The following is a 16,928-nucleotide window of genomic DNA, read 5'->3' as shown; positions in this document are numbered from 1 at the left end:
TTTGAAATAGATTCGCTAGTTTTCTTACCTTAACATCAAAGACATAGCTTCGTATTTTAATCCCTATGGTGATGGCGTATGTATACAGTTTGATCTTCTACAAAATGTTCAAACCACGTAACCCTTCATAAAGTATGTATTCTCAGTCAGCATAGGCAAATAGGGTTCCATATTACTTATCTTTGTTAAAGGAGGGATGATATGTTTTTCTTTCTGTTGCTTGGAATGATCGGTTTATTCTTTGGGGTTAGAGCACTGAGACGACCTAATTCATGGCCTTTTAATCGTACGAAGGATGAACTTCATGAATACGATATGATGGGTATCAAGTTTAGAGGCGTTTTTCTCCTTGCTTTTGGCACTGTTCTGACTATCGCCTCTTTCAGACTTCTACTTATTTAAAATCCAAAAAAGCCGCTAATTTAGCGGCTCTCAATCGGGCCATACTCTGGTCCCCTTTAATGTTGTCGTGTCAACATTAATTCTATGGTTTAATACTAGCTTGCTGGCCATCAGGAGCAACCGACTTATCGTTCGTCTTCACACCCCTGCGCTTCTTGTAACCTTTAAATATGAAATACCCCACTATGATTATGATAATCGGCATTCCGTACAGTAATAGAATATAGAAACTGAAAAGCAAAAGTGCGACTATCGCACCATCTATCTCGTTCAATCTGCGCACTCCTTTATAAGTATCACTGGCTATTTGATTACTACATTACATAATAACTACTCTCTCATCTTCATATGTAAAAAAATATTATTGATAGGAGAAAACGTATTTTTTCTTATGTTAATTATGTACACAAATAAAGTTGCTATTGTAGCAACTTTATTAAAAGACATTTTAGATTTCTTAAGCATTTTCAGGTTCATAGATTCCATAACCATTCTTGCCATTCTTTTTAATCTTGTACATGGCTCCATCCGCATGTCTCAGAAGTTCGGAAGGCTCCTGTCCATGCTTGGGAAATAGGCTGATACCAATACTCATCGAAAGGTTGATATAGTTTCCGGCAATTTTGAAATGGGTACTGAATGCAGCTTCCAATCTTTTGGCGATGACTTCAGCATCGTGATCATCTTTCAGATGGCTTAAAATGATGAATTCGTCCCCGCCAAGCCGAGCTACAGTGTCCGTACTTGGAATTGTTTCGCTTAATCGCTTTGCCATTTCCAGCAACACTTGATCGCCAACATGGTGTCCATATGTATCATTCACTTGTTTAAACCCATCAGCATCCACAAACATGACGGCTAGTTTGTTATGGTTTCTTTGGGCATTACTGATGGCCCAGGCAAGACGGTCATTATAAGCAAGACGATTAGGCAGACCTGTAAGTGGATCATGCAAAGACAAATGCTTGCTGATTTTCTCGGAGATTTTGATCTTGGCGTACTCCGTCTCCAGTTCTTTGATCAGATTTTTAAGTTTATATACCCTGGTATTGGTGTTAGTCATGTCAGTAATCTGAATAAGGGCATAACTCCGATCTTCATGATAGAGCGGTTCAACATGCATATTTTGTCTGAATAATTGTTCATCCTCCCCTTCATTAGGAAGAATGAATGCCTTATGTAAAGCGCTTGAGCAAAATCTGCTCTGTCCATGATACAACGCATTTTGCAAAATATTTAAATACATGTTCGACTTAAACCGTGGGCAGATCTCAAGCAGATTCAAGCCTACTACCTCTTCTACATTCTTGCCAGTAAAACGTTCCAACCAGGCATTCCACACAACAATTTTTAAATGCCTGTCCACGATCATTATTCCCATATGGGCTTTGTTCAAAGCTTGTGAAATAAGATTATCCATTGTCCGCCTCCAACAAAGCGTCCATTTTGGCCAGAAGGCTCGATATGGAGTTCATACTCAGTGCTATGACAATGATACCTGTCACATCCGTATCGGCAAGTAAAAACGAGGTATGTAAAACCAGGACGTAGACTTCATTCTGAAGCAATATTTGTTGATCGGAATTGGTGACATAGATCAGTTCAATATCAGGCAGGACGTATTCCAGTTTGATCTCCAGGAAATTACCGAATTCTCCAATAATGGCGTTAAGCAGGACATTGCTAACTTCCTTCAAAACGTCCAAATCCGTATCCATCAGGTTCGGATCGTTCGGTATAACGCTCTCACCCAGTTCTCCAAGACAGATGTTTGCCAATACTTTAGCCTGCTCAACAGGAAACATCAGAAATGCTTTTCCCTGAAATTCGTATCCAAACTGTAAGGATGACCTAAACAGGTGACCTTCACTAAAGAAAATGTTGTATCTTCGATCTCCAGGATCAACATCGGATATGGAGATTAGTTCCACTTCCGGAATATTCAAAACGATACGCTTGTCTACAATCTCTGACAACATGTTAGCCGCTTGTCCCACGTAAACGTTCACAAGTTCAGTCAGCAAATCCTTCTGTAAATCATTCAGCATGATAGGCCGCCTGAATCAGTTGAATCATGGTAGTTGCCTTCTCTGCGGTTAACGGTTTATTCAAAAAACCAGAAATGCCTAACATTTCAACTTCATCCCTAGTTGTCTTCTGAATATCTGCGGATAAGATAATAATTTTGACATTACTATCCGTTTCTCGAATCATTCGAAGCATTTCTTGTCCGTTCAAACCAGGCATCAGCAGGTCGGTGGTTATAAAATCAGGTTGAAATTCCTTGAATAGGTTGTATCCTTGCTCTCCATTGTTAGCAATCTGAATCTCGCATTCTGGAATATGATCAACAATCAGCTTTGTAAGCAATTTCTGTACGAAAATGGAGTCTTCCACGATTAATACTTTCATTTTCTCTTCAGTCTCCTTGATAAAATGGTAAGAGCTCGGGATGGTCAGGCGCTGTGGACAGTTCTTGATATAGGGCTTTCGCGCGCAGTGGCACCCTGAAAAAAGACTGACTGGTGAATCAAGTAAATATAAATTATAGTAACTTTAATTTAATTGTCAACAACATTATTGAATAAGTTCGATTTGTGTGCAATTGACATACTAAGGTCTACCGTTTAAAAAACATGAAAAAACGGTCACCTAGTGACCGTTTTTGATCGGTTATCTGGAACTGCATTAAGTTTACTCTTTTACCCCTCCAAGCTGCAAGCCATGAACGAAATACTTCTGCAAAAATGGATATACGACTAAGATGGGTAATGCCGCAACAATCGTAATCGCTGCCCGAATAGATACAGGTGTAACCATGTTACGCGCAGCACCAAGATCTGCACCATTGGCAACGGCTGCACTGCTGTTGGAATTCATAGAAGATGATAATAGTTTCATCAACTCATATTGCAGCGTGCTTAGGTTTTGTTTGGAAGATGCATACAGAAACGTATCAAACCAAGAGTTCCATTGACCGACTGCAATGAACAGTGCAACAGTAGCGAGAACCGGTTGGCACAGCGGTAGAATAATGGAAATGAATGTTCTGAAATCTCCAGCACCATCAATTTTGGCGGATTCGATCAATCCCTCGGGTAGTGTCTGGATATAGGTTCGAATAACGATCATATTAAAGGCACTGATCAGCCCAGGAATAATGTACACCAGGAAGTTGTTTAACAAATGCAAATCTTTCATTAGGAAGTAAGTTGGAATAAGACCTGCACTAAAATACATCGTAAGAACAACTGTAATGGTAATGGGCTTTCGTAATATATAATCTTTTCGGCTTAGTGTGTAAGCCAGCATGGAGGTTAAGAATAGACTTAAAACTGTCCCCAAAACCGTTCTCGCCACAGATATACCAAAGGCGCTGAAGATGGTCCCTCCTGCAAATACTGCTCTGTAGTTTTGATCTGTCCATACCCGAGGCCACAGATAAATCCCACCCCGGATGGTGTCATTACCGGCATTGAATGATACGGCGAGTGTATTCACAAACGGATACAGGGTAACAATCGCGATTGCGATCATCAGTATACCATTTAACGTATGGAAGACAATCGGTTCAAGCCGAGATTTATTGATTCCCATCTCTAGTCCCCCTTATATTAATCGGTCTTCCCCGAGCCGTTTGGAAATTGAATTCGCCGCAAAGATCAGCGTGATACTAACTACTGTTTTGAAGATACCTGCCGCAGTAGCCAAAGAATAATTCCCGATCTGTAGTCCGTATTTCAGGACAAATATATCTATCGTCTGTGACCAGTCGACAACCACACCATTACCTAACAGATACTGAACCTCGAATCCAGCTTCCAAAATCCAGCCCATATTCATGATCAGCAAAATGATAACAATGGATTTGATTCCGGGTAAGGTCACATACAGCATTTTCTTATATCGGTTCGCACCATCAATCTCTGCCGCTTCATAGAGGGAAGGATCGATAGATGTGATGGCCGCCAAATAAATAATGGCATTCCAGCCAACTTCTTTCCATACATGGGATGCGCCTACAATGCCCCAGAAGTATTCCGGAACGCTAAGCCACATGATAGGTTCTTGAATGATATGCAACTTCATGAGTACCACATTCACAATCCCACCATCTACAGATAGTGAACTTGCTACGATACCTGTCACAATAATCCATGAGAGAAAGTGAGGTAAATACGATATTGTTTGAATGGTTCGTTTATATAACTTATGTTTGATCTCATTAAGTAAAATGGCAAATATAATGGCTGTCGCAAATCCGAGCACCATATTGATGACGCTCATCGCAATGGTATTACGAAGCACGTTAAGAAATGCATCGTCTGTTAGCAAAAACTTAAAATGTTTGAGCCCGACCCATTCCTGCTGCGTGAAACTCTTCGCAGGACTGTAATTCTGAAAGGCCATAACCCAGCCCCAAATGGGATAATACGAGAATACGAGAATGTACGCAACGATGGGCAATGACATGAACATGAGTTGTCTTTGTCCGCGCAATCGTTTTAACAGTGGTGCTTTGGGAACGACTGTACGGGTGGTTTGCTCTGGTATGGCTCCAGGCGTGTTCGCCATCTTTCACTCCTCCTATTGGCTTGCAGCGACTTTAAGCATGATGTCCCCGGAAGGCACTCGCCTGAGTAATCCTTTGGTTGATACCTTCCGAGAGAATCATTGCCGCATTTTTTTATTTAACAGACCAGTTCTCGATTCTCCATTTCAGTTGTTCATTAATCCGATCTTCATAGGATTTGACATCGATCTTCTTGTAAGCGTCTACATATTCAGTCCAAATGTTATCGAACTCATTCGGTTTTGACATGATTGCTTTAGGCAAGAATTTCAATGAAGTGTCTGTCATTTGTTTGTTCGCTACCGCAGCATCAGAGCCTTCTTTCAGATCGACCTGCCATGCTGGATAGTACACTGGATTTTCTGGTGCAGGAGAGAAGAAGTCACTCCACGTTTTGAAGCCATATGCATCCAGAAGTTCTTTATCTTCCGGTTTGAGGTTGTCATAGAATTCCTCAGGTTGGTTGATCGCTCCAATTGCATTGCCATCTTCAAATGTTCCTTCGAGCTTCGGTGCAGCAGCGTAGAAACCTTCAGCTTTGTTAACCAATCTCCATGCTGGATCATCCTGCTCTGTCCGTTGCTCTGGTGTACGATAGAATCTTCCCTCTTCATTCACTTGATAGTCTACACCCTCTTCACCCCATGACAAGAGCTTCTGGTACTTCTCGTCCATAAGCTTATCGAGGAATTTGATGAGTGCGACAGGGTCTTCGGCATCTTTACTGATACCAAAACCATTGTTCAAGTTAATGACCGGACGATCCAGATAATGATCTGTGATACTTGTATCATAGACAAGCGGGAAGCCTACGTATGTCTGGCCAATTTTCCCCTGTGCTACGAGTGGGTCTTCGCCGGCTTGGAAATTCCAGTGCTGGTCGAACATGCTAAGCACACGTCCCGAAGAAATTTTGGCCAGATATTGATCGTAGTTCTGAACAAAGGCTTCTTTATCCAGCAATCCCTCGTTGTACAGATTGTTTAGTTCTTTATAATACCGTTTGGAGATATCTTTGTCGGCAAACACGGTTGCGACTCCACTATCATCTACGACTACGCCCCCGTCGTTGGGGTGACCCGTAAGATGTTCAGGTGGGTTAAGCAAAGGGAACGTCCGCCAGTCTGAAGCCAATGTAGTGAAACCAATCGTCGGTTGACCATCAATCGTTGGATTCTTGGCTGCATAATCACGGATCAACTTGGTGAAATCATCCAACGTTTTTGGAGTTGGGTACCCGGCATCCTTCAGTATGGACTTTTGGATCCAGAATGCAGGACCAGAATAATAGTTACTAATGAACTCCCCTGTATACACTCCATAGTTAGGCAACCAGTAAATATGTCCGTCACTGGAATCTTTCATCCGGTTCCAGTCTTTACCGAAATGTTTCTTCAGATTAGGTGCATGCTCTTCAATGAGATCTTCGAGCGGAATAACCGCACCCGCTGAGACCAACTTGGTGTCTGCTGTGATCAGATCCGGGAAATCGCCCCCGGCAATCATAACGCCCAACTTCTGTTGAAGATCACCTACTAGAAACTCCATCTCAAGATTAACGCCGAGTTCATCCTGAATCTTCTTGTAGATTCGGTTATCTTTAGCTGGCGCCTGATTTGGCGTTCCGATAAAGGCCGAGATGTTCAGTACCTCTTTCCCATCCTTTGTAGTCGCTTTCTCATTGTCACCGCTGCATCCTGCCAGTGCCAAACTCAAAGCCAGAACGAGTGATACGGAACCCCAAAGCTTCTTTTTCTTAAGTCCCCCCATGTACTTGCCCTCCTTGGAAGTGGTATGTCTTACTGTTTTTAGTATGAAGAAATGTATGCGGTTACAAAATATATACATTTAAGGTCTACCCCCCTGTAATTGTAGGTCTTATTCAGGAGGGGTTCTTCTTTTTCATGGATCAATTCGCATACTTTTGCCTGTATTCTACTGGTTTCATGCCTGTTCGTTTTTCGAAGTGTCTGAGAAAATGCTGGTAACTGCGGTACCCTACCTGCTCTGCAATCGCACTGGATGTTTGATTCGTCTGCTGGAGCAGACGCTTCGCTTCTTCCATTCTTAAATCATGTACTACCTCGATCACACCCTTACCATACTTTCGCAAAAAGGATTGCCCTAAATGGACAGGATTCACGTAGAATCGTTCTGCAAGCTCTTGGATCGTAAATGTCTCTCTGTAATGCATCTGCACATATTCAGCAACCGTCGCCTGGATGCCACCCATTTGCCTCTCCCGGAAAATGGCCAGTTCTGACTTGCATTGCAAACAGAAATGTTCCAGATTGTTAGCAACCTCTTCTATATTTCGATGGCCCTTCTCCAGAATTCCGCTCGCCAATTCGTTCATTAGAGCATTAGGTTCTCCTCCTAATTCTCTACACAGGGACAATCCGCGGAATATAATATGGGTAGAGAAAATATGTACAATCTCTGGCGCAGCCTTCATCTGTACAAACAGTTCAAAAGCACTCCGAATCGCAGACGAGAGTTCCTCTACAGAACCGTTTTCAAGCAAATCGCAAATATGGTCCACCTCTGACAGCGTTTCCGGATCAAACTGCCAATTCTCCAGCTGAATATCTTCGGCAAACAAAAGACGCTCTTGATTAAAAAACAAATAACGCCCAACTTCCTGAGCGGAGCGGAAGGATTCAGATAAATGCTCCAGTTTGTTGACCGTTAATCCAACCGCGATATGAATTTCTTCACAGCCGTTATGTTGCATATTGTTCATTAAACGCTGTGTAAAAGCTTTAATTGCTTCAAATGTCTCATTTCTATCATTCGTTTCCTCCCCCCATACAAGTCCGAATGAGTCTCTTGTTCTGTCTATCACATAACAGCAAGTTGTTTCTTCAGCCGTTTGTTCGGCTACTGAACAGACTTCCTGAATATCTCCCTGAAAGGCTATCCGCAGGTATGCCCAATGGGATTTGTTTAAACGAGGAAGGATCTCTGACATCTCCTCCTCCGATATATTTTGCTTATCCTTAATCAGTGCAGACAAAAACGCTTTGATCCTTTGCTCGTTTGCATGTTCCCTTATACGCTCCTGGTTTTCACGCTCCTGCAATTGCATACGGAGACGGACCAACATATCCTCTGCTTCTGTACTGTCAACCGGTTTGGTTAGATAGTTGGAGACACCTAATCGAATAGCTTGTCTGGCATAATTAAAGTCACTGTATCCACTCGTGATGACAAACAGCACAGACTCATGTTCCAATCGTCGTGCTTCTTCTACAAGTTCCAGCCCATTCATCACAGGCATACGAATGTCTGTCACCACGAGATCAGGTCGATCTTGTTCCATCATACGAATGGCTTCCTCACCGTTGGCGCATACGCCTCTGATTTCGAAACCATACTTTTCCCAATTGATCAGAAGCTGTAACCCTTCAATGGCATACGGTTCATCATCGACTAACAGTACTTTGTACATGAGAGTTTACCTCCTATTTCCTCTGTTCCAGCTTGGAGATCGGTATACGGTACCCTGCAACGGTTTCCTCTCCAGGTACACTGCTTAGATCAAATATCGCATTTCCTTCATAAAAGAGTTCCAACCTGCGGTAGACATTGCGGAGTCCTACATGCTCGCCGTTCCTGGGTCTTTCAGAACGAATATCTCGCAGGAGCTCGGTTAATCTCCCTGCATCCATACCGATTCCATTATCGATCACCTGAATAACCAGTTCAGAAGAGTTTCGACTCGCCGTTATCTTGATTTGTCTTCCATTTTTTCGAGCCTGCAAGCCGTGTTTGCAGGCATTTTCGACGAGCGGTTGAATACTCATTCGGGGAATAAGCAACGAAGCTGCATCAGGATCAACCTCGAAGGTGTAATCAAACAGCTCTCCAAAGCGAAACTTCTCAATCTGGAGATAAAGATTCGTAAATTCCAGCTCTTCTTGCAAAGGAATCAGATTGTCAGAATGACTGAGCAACTGTCGCATCAGTTTGGACAGACTTTTAATAATCTCAATGACTTCCGTATATCCATTCTTCGTACTAACGACCAGCAAAGCATTCAATGTGTTAAATAAAAAATGGGGATTCATCTGACTCTGGAGCATCGACAATTCAGTCCTCACTTGATCCAGCTCCAGATCTTTTTGACGGATTTCCAGTTTATATACGTCATTAATCAGCGTATGAATTTTACCAATCATGATGTTAAATGTACGAATAAGCCCGCCGATTTCGTCGCGGCCTTCGTGAATTTCAATCAGATCGAATCGTTCGTTACGAACCTTCTCCATATGTCTGGATAACTTGCGAATCCGATAGTGGTAGGAACGCAAAATAATGTAGATTAATACAGAGGGGACCACAATACTTAATGCAAGCAACCCCAGAATTGATTTAAAGGCTTCTTGCAAAAGATGGTCAAGGTGACGCGTATCGGCAACTCCAATCAATTTCCAACCCTTTAGGTAGGCTAGATTCCCCAACGATTTTTCGAGCGTGTAAGCAGAATCTCCAGATTCCTTGAGCATTGATTCATTATCAAGGGGGGATAAGTCGGTTTCGCTGAATTCCCCACTTGAAACGACAGTTCGATTGTTGCTGTCCACCAGACGCAGCTGAAGACTGTCTGATTCACGATTTAAAATGCTATACACCCGGCTAAGTTCCAGATCAATCTTGGAATACTTGTTGTAATTGGCATAGGAAGTATAGGTATCCATTTTGCCAATCACACTGATTCTTCTTCCCGCGTTAAATCCGGATGGCTCAATATAATCAACGACAAGAATGCCTCCACTGGTCGATTTCAGCTGTTTCAATCCAGGGAGTACATTCTTGTCTTTCATCACGATATAATGACTGCCCGTCTGAATGGTATCGTTATCCGTATAGATACGCACCTCCAGAATATTCGCTGACATGTACCGTGTTAATTTATCTCGCAGGAATGCATGGTAGACGTTGTAATAATCCACGGGGGAGTGATAGGTCCGATCCAGTGCCTCATAGAGCGAATCGTCTGCTGCAATAATTCGGCTCAGGGCAACGCTCTCATCAATCATGCCTAGCAGTTCCCCCGCAGCCCTGTCGATGGATTTACGCAGATTTTCCTGTTCTCTAATCTTGATATCCGCAGAGGTTCGTTCATAAAAGAAGATATTAATCGTTATTACAGGAAGGAGAATACTAAGTACATAAATAAGCAGAAATTTGGATCGGAGAGGAATATCATTAACCTTACTGAACATCCAGAATTTATGACGCATATAATCACCCTTGGTTTTTGTTTTTATAGACTGACGGAAGCTCCCCTGTATGCGCTCTGAACTTTTGGGTGAAATATTCAGCATCATGATATCCTAGCCTGAATGCAATGTCAGTGATCTTCATATTGGTACGTCGCAGAAGTTTACGGGCCTCCTCAACACGAAGCTGGTGCACATAGTCACTGAAACTGACCCCCATCTCCCGCTTGAACTGTTGACCCAGGTAGGCAGAATTCACGTGAATACGATTAGCTACATCTTGTAATTTAATTTTACTTCGATAGTGTTGCTTCAATTCATTCACTGCTTCTGAAACCAGCCCTCCCGTACCCGTCTTTTGCTTCAATTCAGACTGGGAAAGTTGCTCGGACAGTCGAACACACAGGTCTTGCAATGTGCCGGAAGACCAACTCGCAGCCTCATGCCATTCTTTTTCACATAGTATTTCTCTGCAACCCTCTCTTTTTCCATATTTTCGTAGCAACTCCCCATGGATATATCGAATGACATGATGTATCCATTCCAACGAAACCTCTGCCTTCTCACTTTTCTCTAACAGTGCACTCACTGCATTATCGATGGAATACGTGTTTTCTGCTTCAATCAACGCCAAGATCTCTTTGGAGATATTCATCATTTGCTCTAAATCATATTCTTCGCTTATTCGATATTCATTAAGATGATTCTCATAGGTTTCATCTGTAACCGTGACTCCATTTTTCTGTTTTTGCTCATTTCTGCGTTTGTCCAGAGGTTCAATCATTTCCATAAGGATTTGATGGATCTCCTCGGGAACAAGAGGTTTAAGCACGTACTGATCGACCTGATACCGTATGGCTTGCTTCGCGTAATTAAAATCGGAGTATCCTGTAACGATAACAATTTTAGAGGTATAGGCGAGATCTTCTCGCAAGGTGTGAATCAAACCAAGACCATCCATAACAGGCATTTGAATATCAGTGACGACAAGATCCGGTTCAACCGAGTTGAATAAAGCAAGTGCTTCCTCCCCATCTGTTGCCGTTCCGCAGAGTTCATATCCACAAGCTCGCCAGTCAATCATTGTTCTCCATCCTTCTAGCATAAACGGCTCATCATCCGCGACAATGACCTTGTACATTAGCTCACCTCACTTTTATCCTTGATCAGCTGCATGTATTTTATCTATATCAACAGGTAGATTCCAGTTGCTGTAAGAACGCTAAACAGCAGAACAACAGCAGGATTGTTGTCTGCTCGCACAACTTGGAGAACAAAATTTCTACCAGTCCCATCGTCATTAATCAATAACATAGAAATGGTTCTATCAGACCGAACCGAACTATAAGAACGCTCCGATTATAACGAAGCGCCGGGATGACAATTCAAGTGTAACGCTTACATTTTGGTACAACAACCTGATAAACTATAGGTTTTCACCCGACAAATTATAGGTCGGGTTCAGAAGTAATCCACTAACAAGCAGGGCATTTCATTCTCCACGCACAATACGGAATCCTTGATCGGGACCAAAACCATTTGCATCAAATTTGCCTCGAAATGATATTTCATTGTTATTGACACCGCCAATCCAGCCTCCACCTTTCACAACTCGCCAGGATTGATTGGGAATTTCCGAATCACTGTACCAGTCCCAGCACCATTCTCTCACATTCCCAGACATATCATAGATTCCTAACTCATTCGCCTTCTGAGTTCCGACTTTTTTGGTTTGATTACGGTTGCTCTCAATAGCGGGCCAGCTCCAGTCACCCGTCAGAATGTTCTCTCCGGCATTTACCCAGTACCAAGCAACTTCATCAGGATTATTACTTCCGCTGTATGTGTAATTTAAGCTCTTTTGACCTCCACTTGCAGCGTATTCCCATTCTGCCTCTGTGGGTAAACGGTAACCGTTGGCGTCCTCGTTGATCGTTACAATCCATTTTATATTGTCGTTTTCATTGTGATTATTCGTGTCCTGGTTGTCTTTGTCTATATTGTAATAAGGTTTCAGGTTTTCTTTTATACTTTTTTGATTACAGTATTCCACTGCGTCATACCAGCTGACCATTTCAACAGGCATGTCATCTCCCTTGAAGCCAGAAGGGTTTTCCCCCATAACCTCCATCCATTCTTTTTGAGTTACTTCGTATTTGCCAATATAGAAGGAATCCAGCGTTTCATTCCTATCAATCTGACTCGGCTTACTACTTTTGAAGGCTCCCCCTTCGACAAATACCAAGTCATCGTTTAATTTGGTATTAGTTGCTGAACAAGCACTTAGACTAACGACTATAGCGATTAAAGTTAACCATACCAGCTTCCTCATTCAATTATTCTCCTTTACTAAGCTTAAATCCGGCAACGTCGAGGTCCGTTAGTTTGGAGAATAACGTTACTCAACGCTACCGGAAAATTGAATTCAAATGCAGGTGCAGAAGTTGAACTACATCACATCATTTTTACCAAACCGTCACGTTTGCGCTTCCGCTACTTTGATAACCTTCCGTTGCCATCACCTGATAGGACCAGCTGTTGCCTAAGTACATCCCTTTGCTCGCCCATGCATTCACATGATTACTGAACGTGATGGTAGAATTGACTCCGATTGGTTTCTTGGACTGTCTAACACTCCAATACTGAGGGAAAGTCTGCGTACCATCAATGGAAGGTGCATTGTATCTCATCGTTGTATAGATGTCATATGTGCCGCCATCACTAGTCATAGAGCCCTTGTACGTGCCAGTCGGACGATACGTTCCCCAGCTATCCACCACGTAATATTCAATTAGAGCGTTTCTAGTCCAACCATAGAAAGTGAGATAGCCGTTACCTGAAGGAGAGAATACGCCGGCATTGTAATTGACCACTCGATTAGGCGTGCCATATGTCCACCCTTTACCGACAACGAAGTTACCTACATTCTGCCAGTTTACACTATAGTTCCCTCCTGATCCGTTAACAGCGTTGACCGTTCCTCCACCATCTGTCCAATTTTGCCAATAATCTGTTGCAGCGCTGGATGTTGCTGCAAAGACACCAAAACTCATGGAAGCTGCAAGAACAACGGTCATTAATTTTTTGCCAAATTTGAACATGGATGATACCTCCTGATATTTTAATAGATTTGGTTGATGCTACAATCCGATATGAATGTTTTTTAGCAAATTCACTTGAAAAGACGTTGCGAAAACAGATAAAGATCGTTCTTCCACACGGGCCAATCATGTCCTCCACTTTCCTCATGCCAGATATGGGGTACTCCGTGTTGCGCCAAATATTGGTGAACCCCAAGACTAATCTCTATTAGATTGTCCTGTTCACCGCAAGAGATCCATAACAGCGAGAGTAATGAAGGCGCTTTCGAAAGATCAGGGACAAGTAGCTCCGGACTTCTGGTATTTGGGGCTGCGGAGAAAGCACCGATCCATGCAAAATGGTCTAGATTACTTAATCCGATATTTAAGGATTGACCTCCACCCATGGATAAACCAGCAATCGCCCTTTTATCCCGGCTTTTATGCAAAGGGTAGTTCGACTCCATGTAAGGTATTAAATCGTTGAGCAGATCGGATTCAAACCGTTTAAATGCTTTGATTTTCTCAGGTTCAAACAGGTCTCCTTCGGCTCGGTCATTCGACATTGCGCGACCGTTGGGGAAAACAATAACCATCGGCTCAAGCAAATTATCGTTGTACAGATTATCGAGAATAATTTGCGGAGAACCATGAGTATGCCATTCGGTTTCGTCTCCGCCAATACCATGCAAAAGATAAAGTACAGGATACATCGTTGTCGAAGAAAATTCTGGTGGGGTGTACACCATCGCTTTACGGGAATTGCCAACCGTGGTGGAAGGATACTCTACCGTCTCCATGACTCCACGTGGTATATTCTCCCGATACTGGTCATATCCCGTTACTGCTGGTGAGATCAATTCCATTCTCTTTTCCTCCGAACATATGAGTGACTATCAGTCTTCAGTTAATCCACATAGCCAAAACCCAGAATAGTGAAGCATTTATGTTCATGGCCTTCCGCCATTTCGATCTCGATGGAGTGCTCCCCCACATGCTCTTCGTTAAGCAGAAGTGTGGCATGGCAATGGGTCCAGTTCACTTGACGCGGATCGACTTTTTGGACAAATACCCCATCTACCTTGATATGTGCAGTTCCGAATTCATCGTTACCAGAATCCTTGAAGATCAGAATGAGGCGTTTGCACTTCAAACTTATCCGAAAGCTACTCTGATCTTCTTTTCCCTCTCCTGTACGCATCCAGTTGTTGGGGAACTGAGGTGTACCATAGTCATGAGCATCCATCTCAGCCATCTGCAGATCCGTGTCTGTTTTACAAAAAGAGCCTGCATCGATTCGGGCAATGTGATTGCCGTTTTTCCGATCCAACAGCTTCACATTAATAAATTCATTTCCAATTAGCGGAGCTTTTTCAATATGATGATCTTTCTCATCCCACTCAGAACGATTCGTCACGTCGAACAAATATTCCAAACAATCGGCCATAATTCGATGCCCTATGTTAGTTGGATGATATATATCATGGAAAAATTGCTTTTTGGAAATAACGTTGCCTTCACCTTTTGTCTTGCTGAACTGATCTACGACAGCATCTTTCACACTTACCATTGGCAGATCATAATGCCAGCCTACCGGAGCGAGACGATCTTGTAGATTCCAGTCATTTTCGAATACACTGAATAACAAGATGACCGCTGGCTTGTTATCGGCAGTAAGTGCTTTGAGTACCAGACTCTCGTAACATTTACCTTGGGTTTCATCATCTGCGTCATTGACTGCGAATTCGATTATGACAATATCCGGCTGAACGGCACCTCCCCTCAGCACATCACGATCATAACGTACAATCCCCAGTTCTGAAGGAGTTCCACCCACACCTGCTTTAATCAGATGAATCGGACTATCTTTTGAAAGCGCAAACATAAACTTGAACGACTCATAAGACCGATAAGCGTAACTTTGGAGATGAATAGGTACTGCACCAGCACCATGGGTAATGGAGCCTCCAATATAAGCGATAACGACAGGTTCGCCGTTTTTTGCCTTCTCAATGGCTCGTTTTAATCTGACATTATTTCCTTTGTTCAGAAGAGATCGGCCAATCATGTCGCGATATCTAGGTGACTCAAAATCAATTGCGGGCTTGACTGCCGACGCTGTCACTCCAACTGGATCGCGCGGTGCAGTGAATTCCGTGTTTTCACCTGCATCTCCTGAATCCTGGAGCATAAATCATCATCACATCCTTCCGGTTAGATTCTGACCATCCTCAAACAACATTTAAAGGATCACAGCTTGTATTATTATTAGATCAGATGTGATCCTTCTCCCAAAGTGTATCCCTTACATAATTTTACAACAACCTGACAAAGTATAGGATTTTAACCAATATATCATTTTAATTTGAGTACAATGACATGCAGATCAGAACACCTATAATTTTTCATGTAAACGCTTTAATTTGTATACTATTTCCATGATATAATTTTGAAAAACCGCATTGATGAAGGAGGATACTCATGAATATCACGGGTCAAGGCGCGTGGGATACGGGTACATATACAAATCTGTTTTTGAAGCTAGGCTACGATGAGAATGAGATCACGAACAGATTGGAAGATACATGGAACGAGCTGTTTTATGGCGATGACAATACTCGAATATATTACTCCATGGGTGAGGACAAGGGTTATTTGCTGGACACTGGTAATCTCGATGTTCGATCCGAGGGCATGTCCTATGGCATGATGATGGCTGTTCAGATGGACAAAAAGGAGGAATTTGATCGACTGTGGAATTTCTCACACTCGTTTATGCAACATAAAGCGGGTCGTTATAAAGATTATTTTGCCTGGCATTGCAAGCCTGACGGAACCCAACTCTCGCAAGGTCCTGCTCCTGATGGTGAGGAGTTTTTTGCCATGGCGCTTTTTTTTGCCTCCAACCGCTGGGGCGATGGCGCTGAACCTTATGATTACAAGGCACAAGCCCACAAGATCCTTCGTGCATGTATACATCAAGGCGAAGACGGCGAAGGCCATCCCATGTGGGACCCGGAAACAAAACTGATCAAATTCATACCAGAAACACCGTTTAGCGACCCATCCTACCATCTGCCTCATTTTTATGAACTATTCGCGAAATATGCGGATGAAGAAGATCAGCGCTTCTGGAAAGAAGCGGCGGCCGCTAGTAGAGCTTACCTTCATACAGCCTGCCATCCCGTAACCGGACTATCACCTGAATATGCGAACTATGACGGCTCTCCGGCTCCAATACAGCCGCATGGTGATTTCAGACATTTTTACAGTGATGCCTACCGTGTTGCTGCGAATATAGCGCTGGACTGGGAATGGTTCCGCAAGGATCACTGGCAGATCGAACAATCCAATCGGATTCAATCCTTCTTCAGTGATATTGAAATGTCCGATTATCGTCGTTATACAATAGAAGGTGAACCTTTCGACGAACCTTCACTGCATCCTGTAGGTTTGCTGGCTACCAATGCCATGGCTTCACTGGCTGCGGACGGTCCACATGCTGACACATTCGTTCGCAAGTTCTGGAACACACCTCTGCGTCAGGGAGAGCGACGTTATTACGACAATTGCCTGTATTTTTTCAGCATGCTGGCTCTAAGCGGAAGATATCGCATGTACTAAAGTAAGGGAACGTGCACGAGCCGT

General features: G+C 43.0%; 14 protein-coding genes. 1 reads left to right on the top strand and 13 read right to left on the bottom strand.

What is annotated here, in order from left to right; translation table 11 throughout:
* Positions 1-859 precede the first annotated feature (859 nt).
* From MHI12_RS14920 to MHI12_RS14860, 13 genes are all read right to left on the bottom strand, one after another.
* Positions 860-1,822, bottom strand: coding sequence for a diguanylate cyclase domain-containing protein (locus MHI12_RS14920; RefSeq protein WP_405172820.1), 963 nt, complete (start codon positions 1,820-1,822; stop codon positions 860-862).
* On the bottom strand, positions 1,815-2,450 hold the full coding sequence (locus tag MHI12_RS14915) for a hypothetical protein (protein WP_017688455.1): 636 nt from the start codon (positions 2,448-2,450) through the stop codon (positions 1,815-1,817). The genes MHI12_RS14920 and MHI12_RS14915 overlap by 8 nt, the downstream gene beginning before the upstream one ends.
* Positions 2,440-2,814 carry a response regulator transcription factor gene (locus MHI12_RS14910; RefSeq protein WP_036615858.1) on the bottom strand — a complete coding sequence of 125 codons (375 nt, stop codon included), beginning with the start codon at positions 2,812-2,814 and terminating at the stop codon, positions 2,440-2,442. The genes MHI12_RS14915 and MHI12_RS14910 overlap by 11 nt, the downstream gene beginning before the upstream one ends.
* A 282-nt stretch (positions 2,815-3,096) precedes the next feature.
* Positions 3,097-3,999 carry a carbohydrate ABC transporter permease gene (locus tag MHI12_RS14905; protein ID WP_017688457.1) on the bottom strand — a complete coding sequence of 301 codons (903 nt, stop codon included), beginning with the start codon at positions 3,997-3,999 and terminating at the stop codon, positions 3,097-3,099.
* 12 nt (positions 4,000-4,011) lie between these two features.
* Positions 4,012-4,977, bottom strand: coding sequence for a sugar ABC transporter permease (locus MHI12_RS14900; RefSeq protein ID WP_017688458.1), 966 nt, complete (start codon positions 4,975-4,977; stop codon positions 4,012-4,014).
* 112 nt (positions 4,978-5,089) lie between these two features.
* A complete protein-coding gene (locus tag MHI12_RS14895; protein WP_341007455.1) occupies positions 5,090-6,745 on the bottom strand; it encodes a sugar ABC transporter substrate-binding protein in 1,656 nt (551 codons plus the stop codon).
* Positions 6,746-6,884: 139 nt separating this feature from the next.
* Positions 6,885-8,426: a response regulator gene (locus MHI12_RS14890; RefSeq protein WP_405172819.1), complete on the bottom strand. Its 1,542-nt coding sequence runs from the start codon at positions 8,424-8,426 to the stop codon at positions 6,885-6,887.
* Between the two features lie 13 nt (positions 8,427-8,439).
* Positions 8,440-10,221: a sensor histidine kinase gene (locus tag MHI12_RS14885; RefSeq protein ID WP_341007453.1), complete on the bottom strand. Its 1,782-nt coding sequence runs from the start codon at positions 10,219-10,221 to the stop codon at positions 8,440-8,442.
* A 4-nt stretch (positions 10,222-10,225) separates the two neighbouring features.
* Positions 10,226-11,341: a helix-turn-helix domain-containing protein gene (locus MHI12_RS14880; protein WP_341007452.1), complete on the bottom strand. Its 1,116-nt coding sequence runs from the start codon at positions 11,339-11,341 to the stop codon at positions 10,226-10,228.
* Positions 11,342-11,692: 351 nt separating this feature from the next.
* On the bottom strand, positions 11,693-12,532 hold the full coding sequence (locus MHI12_RS14875) for an SUMF1/EgtB/PvdO family nonheme iron enzyme (protein ID WP_341007451.1): 840 nt from the start codon (positions 12,530-12,532) through the stop codon (positions 11,693-11,695).
* A gap of 133 nt (positions 12,533-12,665) precedes the next feature.
* Positions 12,666-13,301 (bottom strand): glycoside hydrolase family 11 protein, encoded by a 636-nt coding sequence (locus MHI12_RS14870; RefSeq protein WP_338594745.1) that lies wholly within the window; start codon positions 13,299-13,301, stop codon positions 12,666-12,668.
* A gap of 71 nt (positions 13,302-13,372) precedes the next feature.
* A complete protein-coding gene (locus MHI12_RS14865; protein ID WP_405172818.1) occupies positions 13,373-14,146 on the bottom strand; it encodes an alpha/beta hydrolase in 774 nt (257 codons plus the stop codon).
* 41 nt (positions 14,147-14,187) lie between these two features.
* Entirely contained in the window at positions 14,188-15,471 is a 1,284-nt protein-coding gene (locus MHI12_RS14860; protein WP_405172817.1) for an SGNH/GDSL hydrolase family protein, read from the bottom strand.
* Positions 15,472-15,761: 290 nt separating this feature from the next.
* Here MHI12_RS14860 and MHI12_RS14855 point away from each other — a divergent pair, with 290 nt between their 5' ends.
* A complete protein-coding gene (locus MHI12_RS14855) occupies positions 15,762-16,904 on the top strand; it encodes a glycosyl hydrolase family 8 (protein ID WP_405172816.1) in 1,143 nt (380 codons plus the stop codon).
* Positions 16,905-16,928 lie beyond the last annotated feature (24 nt).

The organism is Paenibacillus sp. FSL H8-0280 (assembly GCF_045040665.1).
In the GTDB taxonomy this organism is placed as follows: domain Bacteria; phylum Bacillota; class Bacilli; order Paenibacillales; family Paenibacillaceae; genus Paenibacillus; species Paenibacillus xylanexedens_A.
The sequence above is the reverse complement of the archived record's forward strand: the minus strand, read 5'-3'. Positions and strand labels throughout refer to the sequence as shown.